Here is a 13,915-nt window from a genome sequence, read left to right on the forward strand (position 1 = left end):
GCAGCCTGTTCAGATACCTTTGAACACCCCCGGCCGCTTCTCAACCATCGCCCGCACGCCCTCTTTGGCATCTTCACTGTTGAGCAGCTTCTCCACCACCGCTTGCAACCCTGGCGCCGCGACGGCTTCGCCTTCCATGCGCGCCAGGCGTGCCGACATCAGCGTCGCCTGCACACCCAGCGGCGCCTGGCGGGCAATACGGCTGGCCAGTTCAATGGCGCGGGGCAGCAAGTCTTCGCTGGCCATCACTTCCTGCACCAGGCCCAGACGCAGCGCCTCGTGTGCATCAAATTCATCGCCGGTGAGCAACCAGCGCATCGCATTGCCCCAGCCGGCCACCTGATGGAAGCGCAACGTCGCGCCGCCGAATGGGAAGATCCCGCGCTGCACCTCCATCTGCGCAAAGCGCGTGTTGCTCGCGCAGAGGTTGATGTCCGCCGCCAGCATCAACTCGATGCCGATGGTCAGGCAGTAACCTTGGGCGGCGACGATCACCGGTTTGCTGACCCTGGGCCCGGCGAACACGCCCCACGGATCGCAGCCGCCCAGCGGCGGTTGCCAGCCTCCCGACATCACGGCGCTGACATTGGCCAGGTCCAACCCTGCGGTAAAGTGATCGCCGTGGGCAAACACCACGGCCACCCGCGCCTCATCGTTTCGATCAAATTCACCATAAGCCAGGCTCAGCTCATTGAGCAGGTCCAGGTCAAAGGCATTGCGCTTGGCGACCCGGTCCAGGCCTAACAGCAAGACATGGCCCTGTAATTCACGGCTGACGCGACTGCTGCTGGCTTGATTCATCGGGTGCGCCCTCAGGGCTTGGGTTGAGTTTCAGACTAAAGGTCTTGTTCGACAGGTGAACCGTTTAAGCGTTATGACCAACAGGGCCGGGCCTTTGAAAAATAGCCCCTGGCGCAGCTATCCGCAAAGGCTTTGATGCAGCGCGGTTTATCGGTGCTTTTCTATAAAAAAAGCTCCCTTTTTCAGCTATTTCCGGTATAGTGCGCGCCGGCCTTTAACCGGGCCGCGTTTAGGTAGCGCAATTCCCCGAAGTCAGCTTCGGCTGCACGTCCGTACAGCGGACTCTCCCTTGACGAATCTTTTTCATTCATTCGTTTTCGCAAATCCCCGCCGACAAAGCAGCCAGGGCGACTCTTGAGTCTCAACACGGCATGCGCAGCTTTGGAGCATGGGTCTTTGCGGATGCACTTAGAGGCAGACCCATGACCCAGGAAACCGGCGGCTTCGCCGCTTTTAATCTTAACCCGAACATTCTTGCTGCCGTCATCGCGACTGGCTACGAAGAACCTTCGGCTATTCAGCAGCAATCGATCCCGATCATCATGGCCGGCCAAGACATGATTGGCCAGGCGCAAACCGGTACCGGTAAAACCGCCGCGTTCGCCCTGCCTATCCTGCACTGCATCGATCCTGCCAAGCGCGAGCCGCAAGCCCTGATCCTGGCGCCAACCCGTGAGTTGGCGCTGCAAGTAGCAACCGCTTTCGAAACCTACGCCAAGCAAATGCCAGGCGTAACCGTTGTGGCCGTTTACGGCGGCGCGCCTATGGGCCCACAACTGAAAGCAATCCGTAACGGCGCACAGATCGTTGTCGCCACTCCGGGCCGTCTTTGCGACCACCTGCGTCGCGACGAAAAAGTACTGTCGACCGTGAACCACCTGGTTCTGGACGAAGCTGACGAAATGTTGAAGCTGGGCTTCATGGACGACCTGGAAGTCATCTTCAAGGCGCTGCCAGCAACCCGTCAGACCGTACTGTTCTCGGCTACCCTGCCACAGTCGATCCGTGCCATTGCCGAACGCCATCTGCGCGATCCGCAACACGTGAAAATCCAGACCAAGACTCAGACCGTTACCGCGATCGAACAGGCTCACCTGTTGGTTCACGCTGACCAGAAGACCTCGGCTGTATTGAGCCTGTTGGAAGTCGAAGACTTCGACGCCCTGATCATGTTCGTGCGCACCAAGCAAGCGACCCTGGACCTGGCCAGTGCCCTGGAAGCCAAAGGCTACAAAGCCGCTGCGCTGAACGGTGACATCGCCCAGAACCAACGTGAGCGCGTGATCGACTCCCTCAAGGATGGCCGTCTGGACATCGTTGTAGCGACCGACGTTGCTGCTCGTGGCCTCGACGTTCCACGTATCACCCACGTGTTCAACGTTGACATGCCTTACGATCCAGAGTCCTACGTTCACCGTATCGGCCGTACCGGCCGTGCGGGTCGCGAAGGTCGCGCACTGCTGCTGGTGACTCCACGTGAGCGCCGCATGCTGCAAGTGATCGAGCGTGTAACCGGTCAAAAAGTTGCTGAAGTCCGCCTGCCGGATGCCCAGGCAGTTCTGGATGCGCGCATCAAGAAACTGACCAACAGCTTGTCGCCACTGGTGGCTGACGCTGAATCGACCCACGGCGAACTGCTGGACCGCCTGACTGCCGATATCGGTTGCACCCCACGTGCCCTGGCTGCAGCCTTGCTGCGCAAAGCTACCAACGGTCAAGCCTTGACCCTGGCAGCCATCGAGAAAGAACGCCCACTGGTACCGAACAACGCGCCACGCGGTGATCGTCCAGAGCGTACTGGCGACCGTCCAGACCGTGGTGATCGTGAGCGTCGTGCTCCGGTTCCATTGGCTGAAGGCCGTGCTCGCTGCCGTACCGCGCTGGGCGCGCGTGATGGTATCGCTGCCAAGAACCTGCTGGGCGCTATCCTCAATGAGGGTGGCCTGGCTCGTGAAGCCATCGGTCGCATCCAGGTCCGTGACAGCTTCTCCCTGGTGGAGCTGCCGGAAGACGGTCTGGAAAAACTGCTGGCCAAGCTGAAAGACACTCGCGTTGCCGGTAAGCAGCTGAAGCTGCGTCGCTACCGCGAAGATTGATTCGCCCTTGGGCTGATTGATCGCACATAAAAAATCCCCGACTGGTTCGGGGATTTTTTTTGCCTGACATTTGCCGCACTCAATCAAATGTGGGAGCTGGATTGCCTGCGATAGCTATAGGTATCTACACATTTTTTTATGGGTTGAGTTCTTTGGTTGTCGTGGGGGCGCTGGGTACATATCCGTTATTTGGGTAACGGCTGCGATGGGTTCCGCTCTTACAGCGGGTCACTTTTGGAAAAGAGCCCGGAATGCCGGCCCAGCCAAAAGTAACCAAAAGGGCTCTTGCCCCACCACTCGGCACCTCGCCTAGGCTCGGTGTGCCCTCACGCAGGCTTTGGACCGTGGGCCGCCGCGATGGGCCATCCTTGGCCCATCGCGGCTAAACCGGCGTCCTGCCGGTTTACCCACGCTCCAAAGCCTGCGTTCGGCCAGCGTGGTTAACGGGGCGCCTCAGATCAAGATCAAGATCAAAAGCAAGAGCACAGCGGCCTAGTAGCCGACCTGAGTGGTTAAATCAAAAGCGAAGCCAAGGCGGCCTGACAGCCGACCTGATATTTGAAACTGAACTCAATCTAATGTGGGAGCTGGCTTGCCTGCGATGGCATCACCTGGTTATGCCTGATACACCGAGGTGCCTGCATCGCAGGCAAGCCAGCTCCCACAGAAAAACAGAGCGCCACGGTGCTGGCAGCTAAACTCGGTCAAAATTGTGGGAGCGGGCTTGCTCGCGAAGGTGGTGGGTCAGTTACATATGAGCTGACTGACACACCGCCTTCGCGAGCAAGCCCGCTCCCACAGTTGGATCTCGATACATCAGACAGAGAGTGTGCTGCTGTGCTTTTGCCCTGCTTTTGCTTCTACCACTCAGGTCGGCTACTAGGCCGCCGTGCTCTTGCTTTTGATCTTGATCTTGATCTGAGGCGCCCCGTTAACCACGATGGCCGAACGCAGGCTTGAATCCGTGGGTAACCCGGCAGGACGCCGGGTTAGCCGCGATGGGCCAAGGATGGCCCATGGCGGCGGCCCACGGATTCAAGCCGGAGTGAGGGCATGCCGAGCCTAGGCGAGGCACCGAGTGGTGGGGCAAGAGCCCTTTTGGTTACTTTTGGGGCTCTTTTCCAAAAGTGACCCGCCGTAAGGGCGGAACCCATAGCAGCCGTTACCGCAGCAACGGATATGTACTCAATCTACCTAAACCATCGCAGGCTAAAAGCAACACAAAAAGTTGTGTAGATGCCTATGCTGCGATAGCGGTACATCAGTAAGCGTATCTTTCACTGATACACCGCTATCGCAGGCAAGCCAGCTCCCACCTTTAGATCTCCGTCAGCCGAAGCGGTAGATGTCCATGCCCAGTGCGCCCAGGGTGAAGCCTTGGTGCGCCACGCTGAATTCGCCACCAGCGCCGCGCGCAAAGTACAGCGGCAGCAGATGCTCGTCACTGGGATGGCTGCGCACCGCATGGGGCGCCTGGCGACGGTAATCGTGCAAGGCCGTTTCATCGTTAGCGGCGAGTTTATCCACCACCCAATCACGAAAATCCCGTGCCCAAGGCTCGATGCTCTCAGGTCCGGCCTGCCAGTTCAGCTCGCCCAGGTTATGGGTGATGCTGCCGGAGCCGATCAACAGCACGCCTTGCTCGCGCAGGCTGGCGAGTGCGTGCCCGACCTGGGTCTGCAGGGCAGGGCCCATACGGCTGGGCAAGGAAACCTGGACCACGGGGATATCTGCCGCTGGGTACATCAGCGACAGCGGCACCCAGGTGCCGTGGTCGAACGGGCGTTGATCATCAATTCGCGCATTCAGGCCATCGGCGTTGAGCAATTCGACAATCTCAGCGGCTAACGGCGGGTTACCCGGTGCAGGGTATTGCACCGCAAACAGTTCGCGCGGGAAGCCGCCGAAGTCGTGCCAGGTTTGCGGGGCGGCGCTGCCACTGACGAGTAATTCCTGGCTTTCCCAGTGCGCCGACACCACCACAATCGCCTTGGGCCGTGGCAATTGCGCGGCCAGGCGCTTGAGCGCCGGGCCGCTGGCGCCGGGTTGCAGGGCAAGCATGGGCGAACCGTGGGAGATAAACAGGCTGGGGAGCATAAGTGGGGTCCTGAGCGTTAACATAGGCCCATCTTCAATCAGATCATTGATCTAAATCTAATATAAGTTTTAGCGCTTTTTGATCGAATTTTCAGGGTGATTCCATGGAGCCTAAGTTTTGGCAAGAGCGCTGGGCACGTAACCAGATCGGCTTTCATCTGCCCGAGGCCAACCCCTACTTGCAGCGCCACTGGCCGCAACTGACGCTGCCGGAGGCGGCAAAGGTGCTGGTGCCGCTGTGTGGCAAAAGCCTGGACCTGATGTGGCTGGCCAGTTGCGGGTATCGCGTGCTGGGCGTGGAGCTGTCTGAGCAGGCGGTGGAGGCGTTCTTCAGTGAGCAAGGGCTTGTGCCCAGGATCAGCCAGAGAGGCGTGTTCAAGGTGTACCAGGCTGATCTGGTCGAGGTGTGGTGTGGTGACTTCTTTGCCTTGGGCACCGAGGCAGTGGCTGATTGCACTGCGCTCTATGACCGCGCAGCGTTGATTGCGTTGCCGCCGTTGATGCGGGCGCAATATGCTCGGCATCTGAACCGCCTTCTGGGATCGGGTTGCAAGGGGCTGCTGATCACCCTCGACTACGACCAGACAAAAAAGGCCGGCCCGCCCTTTGCGGTGATCGATGATGAGGTGAAGGTGTTGCTGGGGTCGCACTGGGCTGCGCAGGTGGTGGAAGAGCAAGACATCCTGGGCGAGAGCTGGAAGTTCGTGCAGGACGGCGTCACGCGGCTGGAAGAGCGTGTGTACCAACTGACAAAGTACTGACCCTCTTATCGCCGTCGCGGGCAAGCCCGGCTCCCGCATCGACCGCGTCGTTCACAGTTTATGTGAACCTGAGCAGATCCCTGTGGGCGTCGGGCTTGCCTGCGATGGCGATTCAAGCACCCACAAAAAAGGGGCGATCAGATCGCCCCCTCCAGTGTCACTGCCTAGCTATCAGCCCCGGCGACGCAGTGCGTCGATCCGCTCTTCCAGCGGCGGGTGGCTCATGAACATGCGTGCAAAGCCTTGCTTGATGCCACCGTTGATACCAAACGCGGTCAGGCTGTCGGGCATGTGCACCGGCAGGCCCTGTTCGGAGCGCAGGTGCTGCAACGCGGCAATCATCGCCCCGGTACCGGCCAGGCGGGCACCGGCTTCGTCTGCGCGGAACTCGCGTTTGCGCGAGAACCACATGGTGATTGCGCTTGCCAGGAAGCCCAGTACCACTTCGGCGAAGATAGTTGCCACGAAGTAGGCAATGCCACGGCCGCCTTCGTTTTTGAAGATCACTTTGTCGACAAAGTTGCCGATGATCCGCGCGAAGAACATCACGAAGGTGTTCACCACGCCTTGTACCAGCGCCAGGGTGACCATGTCGCCGTTGGCCACGTGGCCGATCTCGTGGGCCAGTACTGCCTTCACTTCATCGTAGGAGAAGCGTTCCAGCATGCCCTGACTCACCGCAACGAGCGCGTCGTTCTTGTTCCAGCCGGTGGCAAAGGCGTTGGCTTCATAGGCCGGGAAGATCCCGACCTCAGGCATCTTGATGCCGGCCTCGCGGGACAGTTGCTCAACGGTTTGCAGCAACCATTGCTCATGCCGGGTGCGTGGCTGGGTGATGACCTGGGTACTGGTGCTCATCTTCGCCATCCACTTGGAGATGAACAGCGAGAACAGCGAACCGGCAAAACCAAAGACTGCACAGAAGACCAGCAGCTGATTGAGGTTCAGATCAACCCCGTTGGCCGCCATGAACCCGTTGAAGCCGAAAAGGCTCAGGGTGATGCTGGCAATCAGCACGACCGCCAGGTTAGTGGCCAAGAACAGCAGGATGCGCATCATGGTTGTAGAATTCTCCTCATGCTTAATATGTCGCGTACTGCGGGGTATATAAGGTGCGGCCTGGGGTGATTCAACCGAGCGACTATTTCAAACTGTGTCCTACAGCAAGAATGAAGCGCCTTGAAGGGATTTTCCGACCTGCAAAGCAAGCATAGGCCACTGCACTCATGCCTTCGCGTCCCGTAATTGCAAGGGGCTGACCGGTCCATGGTGTGCAGCGATAGCGGGAGAGGGGTGTAGCGCAGAGAAGTGTTGCCAGATACTCGCTGTACGACCGAATGCCGGTCGTACAGCGTCACATGCGTTACTGGCGATAGGACTTGAGGAAGTTGCCGATGCGACCAATGGCCATGTCCAGGTCATCCACGCGCGGCAACGTCACCACACGGAAGTGATCCGGCCACGGCCAGTTGAACGCGGTTCCCTGCACCACCAGCAGCTTTTCCGACAGCAGCAGGTCGAGCACGAACTTCTCGTCGTTGAGGATCGGGCAGACTTTCGGGTCGATCCGTGGGAACGCATACAGTGCGCCCATGGGTTTCACGCAGCTGACACCCGGAATCGCGTTGAGCAACTCCCAGGTGCGGTTGCGCTGTTCCAGCAGGCGGCCCTGGGGCAATACCAGGTCGTTGATGCTCTGATAGCCGCCAAGCGCAGTCTGGATCGCGTGCTGGCTCGGCACGTTGGCACACAGGCGCATGTTGGCCAGCATGTCGATGCCTTCGATGTAGCTCTGGGCGTTGTGCTTGGGGCCCGAGATGGCGATCCAGCCGGAGCGGAAACCCGCCACGCGGTAGGACTTGGACAAGCCATTGAAGGTCAGGCACAGCAGGTCCGGCGCCAGGGAGCCGGTGCAGATGTGCACGGCGTCATCGTAGAGGATCTTGTCGTAGATCTCGTCGGAGAACACCACCAGGTTGTGCTGGCGTGCCAGTTCAAGCATGCCCAGCAGCACTTCCTTGGAGTACACAGCGCCGGTTGGGTTGTTCGGGTTGATGATCACCAGGGCCTTGGTGTTCGGGGTGATCTTGGCCTTGATGTCGGCCAGGTCCGGGAACCAGTCGGCACCTTCATCGCACAGGTAGTGCACCGGGTGGCCGCCGGCCAGGGTCACTGCGGCGGTCCATAGCGGGTAGTCGGGCGCCGGCACCAGCACCTCGTCGCCGTTGTTGAGCAAGGCCTGCATGGACATCACGATCAGCTCGGACACGCCATTGCCCAGGTAGATGTCTTCGATGCCGACACCTTCCACCTGCTTTTGCTGGTAGTACTGCATCACGGCTTTACGCGCGCTGAACAGGCCTTTGGAGTCGCTGTAGCCCTGGGCGGTCGGCAGGTTGCGGATCACATCCTGGAGGATTTCGTCCGGCGCTTCGAAACCAAAGGGCGCCGGGTTGCCAATGTTCAGCTTGAGGATGCGATGGCCTTCCTCTTCCAGGCGTTTGGCGTGCTTGAGCACTGGGCCGCGAATGTCGTAGCAGACGTTGGCGAGCTTGTTCGATTTGCTGACCTGCATGGCGATGTGATCCTGAAAATGAACGATCCAGACGGTGTGGACACTACCGTACTGTGAATCCTGCGAGGCCTGCACCCATAAATACGTTTGAATGCCGATAGCGCGGGTGCCAGACTGGCGTTTTGAAGAGGCGCAATCATACGTGCCGCCTGATCTATGGAAAAGACACAGATCAGGGTTTTTCAGTTGCCGAGGTGTACCGATGGAAAAGTTGCAGAAAACCGTTGATGAATGGAAGGCGATGCTCGATCCAGAGCAGTACAACGTGTGCCGTCTCAAGGGCACCGAGCGACCTTTCAGCGGTAAGTACAATGGCACCAAGACAGATGGCATATACCACTGCATTTGCTGCAATGAGCCACTGTTCGACTCCAAGACCAAATTCGATTCCGGCTGCGGCTGGCCGAGCTTCTACGCGCCGATTGCCGGCAGCGCGATGATCGAGATCCGCGACGTCAGCCACGGCATGATCCGCACCGAAGTCACCTGCGGCAAGTGCGATGCGCACCTGGGTCACGTGTTCCCGGACGGCCCGCCGCCGACGGGCCTGCGTTACTGCATCAACTCGGTGTGCCTGGACCTCGTCCCGCGCTAGGGCAGGCAACACCTACCCAATGTGGACGTGTGTGGGAGCTGGCTTGCCTGCGATGCAGGCACCTCGGAGCAACTGAGAGACCGAGGTGCCTGCATCGCGGGCAAGCTCGGCTTCCACATTTGAACCGAGTACGCATCATCAATCCGATCAATTAAATTGCGTGCAATTGAATTGCCTACTATCTTTCTGTGTCTTCCCCTTTATTCGAGGCACTGCCATGAGCGACAACCTGCTGAGCATCCCGTGCACCACCCTCAAGGGTGAGCAAAAGACCTTAGCCGATTTCGCCGGCAAGGCCATTTTGGTGGTCAACACCGCCAGCAAATGTGGCTTCACCCCGCAATACAAAGGTCTTGAACACCTCTGGCAGCAGTACAAGGACCAGGGCCTGGTGGTGCTGGGTTTTCCCTGCAACCAGTTCGGTAAGCAGGAGCCGGGTAACGAAGGCGCGATTTCCGAGTTCTGCGAGTTGAATTTCGGCGTCAGCTTCCCGCTGTTCAAAAAGATCGACGTCAACGGCAGCGAGGCCCACCCGTTGTTCGTGCAGCTTAAAAAACAAGCGCCTGGGTTGCTGGGTTCCAAAGGTATCAAGTGGAATTTCACCAAGTTCCTGATCGGCCGCGATGGCCAGGTGGTCAAGCGTTTTGCCCCGACCACCAAGCCCCAGGACCTGACCCAAGAGATTGAAGCCCTGCTCAAATGATCGACGCCCCCACTGTGTCCCTGGCCTTGGACGATCAGCTGTGTTTCAAGCTTTACGCCGCATCGCGGGCAGTGACACGCGCCTACAAACCGATGCTCGACCAGTTGGGCCTGACTTACCCGCAATACGTGGTGATGCTGGTGTTGTGGGAATGGCACGACGCAACCCCGCCGCAGCCTACGGTCAAGGCGTTGGGGGAGCGGTTGATGCTCGATTCGGGCACGCTGACGCCGCTGCTCAAGCGCCTTGAACAGCTTGCCTGGGTGCGGCGCCAACGCAGCGCGCGCGATGAGCGGGAAGTGCACTTGAGCTTGACCCCGGCCGGCGTGCAATTGCGCGACCAAACCCATGGCCTCAAGACCCGGCTGTTGTGCGACAGCGGCATCGACCTGAACCAGGCCGATGCCTTGCGCGATGGCCTCGATCAGTTGCTGGCGCAGATCAAAGGCTTGTCGTCTGCGGCACCCACAGATCCAGCAAAGCCTTGAGTTCTTCGCGGCGAAACGGCTTGGCCAGGTAATCACTCATTCCGGCGGCCCGGCAACGCTCGCGCTCCTCCGGCAAGGCGTTGGCGGTCAACGCGACGATAGGCAGGTCCGGCCAGCGCCCGCTGCGACGAATCTGCCGGCTGGCCTCATAGCCGTCCATCACCGGCATATTGCAGTCCATCAACACCATGTCGAAGCGCTGTTCCTCGAGGAGCTTGAGCGCTTCGCCACCATGGGCCGCCACAATCACCTCGCACCCCAGCTTGCTGAGCATGCCCTTGGCCACTAGCTGATTGACCGGGTTGTCCTCCACCAGCAGGATGCACGCCCGGTGTGCGAAGGGCGCGGCTTCCATCTGGAGGGTGTCGAGGATCAGTTGCGCGTCGCTGCGCAAGTTGCGTTGCAGGATCTGGTACAGCGCGTTTCGACTCAGCGGGCGCGCCTGTTGCTGCAATGGCGCCAGGGCCGCGACTTCTTCGCTGGGCATGAAGTTGCCATACGAGGTGACCAGAAGAATCGGCGCGCTGATCGCCGGGCGCAGGCGGAACAGGCACTCCGGGCAATCGGTGATCAGCAGGTCGGGATTTTGCCCACTCAAGTCATCGTCTTGGGAATAGACACGCGGGGCCAGCCCCCAATGGGGCAGCAAGGTGGTGAGCAATTCCGTCAGGCCGCTGCCGGCGCTGGTGATGACAATCACTTCACCGGCCAGCGGCGCCTGCCGCGCTGCGGGCAAATGCGTGGGCAGCGGCAGATCGGCACAGAACTGGCTGCCAAAGCCGACTTCCGAGCTGATGCTCAAGCGGCCTTTCATTGCGTCACACAGGTTGTGCGTCAGCGCCAGCCCCAGTCCCGTGCCGCCAAACTGGCGAGTGATACCCGCGCCCGCCTGGGTGAACGGTTGGAATATCTTGACCTGCGCTTCCAGGGCAATGCCGATGCCGGTGTCACACACTTCGACTTTCACCCGGCCATCGTGGGCGCTGAGGCGTACATCCACGCGGCCAAAGCGGGTGAACTTCAAGGCATTGGAGAGCAGGTTGCTGACGATCTGGCGTACCCGTGTCGGGTCGCCAATCACCTGGGCGGGAAAGAGCGGGTCGATCAGGCAGGTCAACTCGACACTCGGCGCGGCGTTCTGCGACAGCAGGTTGGCGGTGTCTTCTACCAGCGAGCCGAGGTCGAAGGGAATGTGCTCGAGTTCCAACTGGCCGGCGTCGAATTTCGACAGATCGAGGATGTCGTTGAGCAACTCCACCAACACCTTGCCCGAATCGTGAGCGATGGACAGCTGCTGGCGCTGTTCGGCGTTCAGCGTGCTGTCCAGTGACAGCGCGATCATCCCCAGCAAGCCATTGAGCGGCGTGCGAATCTCGTGGCTCATATTGGCCAGGAACGCAGCTCGCGCCTGGGCCATGCCCAAGGCGGTCAATTTTGCCGCCTCCAGTTCATCGTTGGATTGGCTCAAGCGTTGGTTGCTGGCCTTGAGTTCTAGGGTGCGCGCAGAGACGATGTCTTCCAGTTGGCCCAAGTATTCGGTGAGGCGGTCTTCGGCGTGGCGGCGTTGCTGGATCTCGGTCTCCATGTTTTCGAACTGCTGGTTGGCGACGCTGACCAGCACGCCGATTTCATCGTTCTCGTGCCCCGGCGGACAATCCAGATGGGCCTGCTTGCGGGTGCTCAGTGCCCGGATAACGCGCACCAGCGGTTGGGTCAGCATCACGTAGAACAGGCCTAGCAGGATGCCGGTCAGCAGCAGGCTGCGGGCAAAGCCGTTGAGCAGGGTGATCTCGGCACGGTGTAGGAAACGGCTGCCAAAGGCGTAGGTGTCGACGTCCAGGCGCAGCACACCGAGGGAATCGTTGGGCATATGTTTGAGGAACAACCGGTCTTCGAACTGACGGTTGGCGCCGAATAGAAAGTCGCTGATCGGCCGGTAGGTGCTTTCCTTGCGCGGGCGATCGACATCGGCCAGCACCACGCCATTGTTGTCGACCAGTTGTGCACGGATGATCGCCGGGGAGTGCAGCAGGCCCAGGGTCAATTCCTGGGCAAGTTCGGCGTCGATGTTGTAGGCAATACGTGAGGCAGGGTTATGGCTGATTTCGATCAGTGAGCGTATTTCACGGTTGATGGATGCGTCTTCGCTGGCATAATCAATGCCGATTTGGATCAGACTGAGCAAGGTTCCCAAGACGAAACCGACCAGCACAGTCAATTGAGCTTGTTTATAAGACAAGCGGTGGGCGAACTTGATATCCATCGGGTGTTGAACCACTTTACGTTTCCCTTCGCCCGGCAAGCATAGCTGAACATCCACAGGCTCTGGCTTGACCGGCATGAATCGTTTTTTTACGCAGCCTTGTGCGGTCTGCCCGCAGGGTTGCCAATACGCCATCTTTTGCAAGAACTTGCCAGAGGAATAATCGTGGATTCTCGATTGAATGCCTTTCTTGAGCGGGCCGATGCAGTACTTGCTCGCTTGGAACCGCTGTTACCTGCACCACGCCACGCCATCGACTGGAACCATTGCCTCGCCGCCCGTTGGCAGCGCGAAGGCCGCAGCGGCTTTTTGCTGCCGCTGGAAGTCAGCCTGGACATGCGTCTGTCCGACCTTATTGGCGTAGACAAGCAACGCGAGCAATTGGCTCGCAACACCCAACAATTTCTCGATGGCCTGCCCGCCAACCATGCGCTGCTGTGGGGCTCACGCGGTACCGGCAAATCGTCGATGGTACGCGCACTGCTTGCCCAGCACGCCAAGGCCGGCTTGCGCTTGATTGAAATCGAGCGTGATCACTTGGCTGACCTGCCGCGGGTGGTCGAGCAACTGCTCAAGCTGCCGCAGCGGTTCATCCTGTTCTGTGATGACCTGTCTTTCGAGGCCGGGGAAGGCGATTACCGCGTGCTCAAGAGCGTGCTGGACGGCTCGCTGGAGCAGGCGCCGGAAAACGTGTTGCTGTATGCCACCTCCAACCGTCGTCACCTGGTGCCGGAAAACCAGAGCGACAACGACAACTGGAAGCGAGTGGATGGCGAGTTGCACCCCAGTGAGGCGGTGGAAGACAAGATCGCCTTGTCCGACCGTTTTGGCCTGTGGCTGTCGTTTTACCCATTTAGCCAGGAACACTTCCTGAAGGTGGTCGAGCACTGGATCGGCGAACTGGCGAGCAAGTCGGGTTTGCAATGGCAGCGCGATGAAGCTCTCGACATTCTTGCCGTGCGTTGGGCCACCGGGCGTGGCAACCGCAACGGCCGTTGCGCGTATCAATTCGCCCGTTACTGGGTGGGTCTCAAGTTGTTGGAGCGTCAACCATGATCGATTTACAACAGGCCGGCACCGGCCTGGACGGCTATGCCATGTTGTGCGCGCAGTTGGAGTCGCTGCTGGCCGATGAGCGCGATTTCATTGCCAACAGTGCGCAGTTTTCTGCGTTTCTGTTCAACCAGCTGGACGACCTGAACTGGGCAGGCTTCTACCTCAATCGTAATGAAGAGCTGGTGCTTGGCCCGTTCCAGGGCCAGATCGCCTGTGTGCGAATTCCGTTCGGGCGTGGGGTGTGCGGGGCTGCAGCGGCATCGCGGCAAACCCAGCGGGTGGAAGATGTTCACGCATTCCCCGGGCATATCGCCTGTGACAGCGCGTCTAACAGCGAGCTGGTGGTGCCGCTGGTCAAGGACGGCGTGTTGATCGGCGTGCTGGACCTGGACAGCCCGTCGCTGGCCCGTTTCAGCCTTCAGGACCAGGCGGGTATCGAGCAGTTGGCGGCAATTTTCCTGCGTTTGACCGACTGCTGAT

The 13,915-nt window shown here is 59.6% G+C and carries 12 protein-coding genes; 7 read left to right on the top strand and 5 right to left on the bottom strand.

What is annotated here, in order from left to right; genetic code table 11:
- Window positions 1-9 precede the first annotated feature (9 nt).
- Complete coding sequence (locus tag K0P33_RS10380; RefSeq protein ID WP_242155141.1) at window positions 10-801, bottom strand: crotonase/enoyl-CoA hydratase family protein; 792 nt, start codon at window positions 799-801, stop codon at window positions 10-12.
- Window positions 802-1,223: 422 nt separating this feature from the next.
- On the opposite strand from K0P33_RS10380, the gene K0P33_RS10385 reads away from it, so the two are divergent.
- Complete coding sequence (locus K0P33_RS10385; RefSeq protein ID WP_094952431.1) at window positions 1,224-2,897, top strand: DEAD/DEAH box helicase; 1,674 nt, start codon at window positions 1,224-1,226, stop codon at window positions 2,895-2,897.
- 1,329 nt (window positions 2,898-4,226) lie between these two features.
- Here K0P33_RS10385 and K0P33_RS10390 read toward each other — a convergent pair.
- Entirely contained in the window at window positions 4,227-4,994 is a 768-nt protein-coding gene (locus K0P33_RS10390; RefSeq protein ID WP_094951862.1) for a class III extradiol ring-cleavage dioxygenase, read from the bottom strand.
- Between the two features lie 104 nt (window positions 4,995-5,098).
- Here K0P33_RS10390 and K0P33_RS10395 point away from each other — a divergent pair, with 104 nt between their 5' ends.
- Entirely contained in the window at window positions 5,099-5,755 is a 657-nt protein-coding gene (locus K0P33_RS10395) for a thiopurine S-methyltransferase (RefSeq protein ID WP_242155142.1), read from the top strand.
- Between the two features lie 171 nt (window positions 5,756-5,926).
- Here the strand turns inward: K0P33_RS10395 and htpX are convergent, their stop codons facing one another.
- Window positions 5,927-6,814: a protease HtpX gene (htpX, locus tag K0P33_RS10400; RefSeq protein ID WP_083359430.1), complete on the bottom strand. Its 888-nt coding sequence runs from the start codon at window positions 6,812-6,814 to the stop codon at window positions 5,927-5,929.
- A gap of 304 nt (window positions 6,815-7,118) precedes the next feature.
- Window positions 7,119-8,330 (bottom strand): pyridoxal phosphate-dependent aminotransferase, encoded by a 1,212-nt coding sequence (locus K0P33_RS10405; protein WP_017136168.1) that lies wholly within the window; start codon window positions 8,328-8,330, stop codon window positions 7,119-7,121.
- A gap of 202 nt (window positions 8,331-8,532) precedes the next feature.
- On the opposite strand from K0P33_RS10405, the gene msrB reads away from it, so the two are divergent.
- From msrB to K0P33_RS10420, 3 genes are all read left to right on the top strand, one after another.
- Window positions 8,533-8,925, top strand: a complete 393-nt coding sequence (gene msrB / locus K0P33_RS10410) for a peptide-methionine (R)-S-oxide reductase MsrB (RefSeq protein ID WP_094951864.1) — start codon at window positions 8,533-8,535, stop codon at window positions 8,923-8,925.
- 217 nt (window positions 8,926-9,142) lie between these two features.
- Window positions 9,143-9,628 carry a glutathione peroxidase gene (locus K0P33_RS10415; protein ID WP_094951865.1) on the top strand — a complete coding sequence of 162 codons (486 nt, stop codon included), beginning with the start codon at window positions 9,143-9,145 and terminating at the stop codon, window positions 9,626-9,628.
- Entirely contained in the window at window positions 9,625-10,116 is a 492-nt protein-coding gene (locus K0P33_RS10420; RefSeq protein ID WP_242155144.1) for a MarR family transcriptional regulator, read from the top strand. Before K0P33_RS10415 ends, K0P33_RS10420 begins: the two co-directional genes overlap by 4 nt.
- On the opposite strand, the gene K0P33_RS10425 is transcribed toward K0P33_RS10420, so the two are convergent.
- Window positions 10,070-12,379 (bottom strand): response regulator, encoded by a 2,310-nt coding sequence (locus K0P33_RS10425; protein WP_094951892.1) that lies wholly within the window; start codon window positions 12,377-12,379, stop codon window positions 10,070-10,072. The genes K0P33_RS10420 and K0P33_RS10425 overlap by 47 nt on opposite strands.
- Window positions 12,380-12,544: 165 nt before the next feature.
- Here K0P33_RS10425 and K0P33_RS10430 point away from each other — a divergent pair, with 165 nt between their 5' ends.
- Together K0P33_RS10430 and K0P33_RS10435 are read left to right on the top strand one after the other, a co-directional pair.
- On the top strand, window positions 12,545-13,435 hold the full coding sequence (locus tag K0P33_RS10430) for an ATP-binding protein (RefSeq protein WP_094951867.1): 891 nt from the start codon (window positions 12,545-12,547) through the stop codon (window positions 13,433-13,435).
- Window positions 13,432-13,914, top strand: a complete 483-nt coding sequence (locus K0P33_RS10435; protein WP_094951868.1) for a GAF domain-containing protein — start codon at window positions 13,432-13,434, stop codon at window positions 13,912-13,914. The genes K0P33_RS10430 and K0P33_RS10435 overlap by 4 nt, the downstream gene beginning before the upstream one ends.
- The last annotated feature ends 1 nt before the right edge of the window (window position 13,915 follow it).

This window comes from Pseudomonas sp. ArH3a, assembly GCF_022648765.1.
GTDB lineage: Bacteria > Pseudomonadota > Gammaproteobacteria > Pseudomonadales > Pseudomonadaceae > Aquipseudomonas.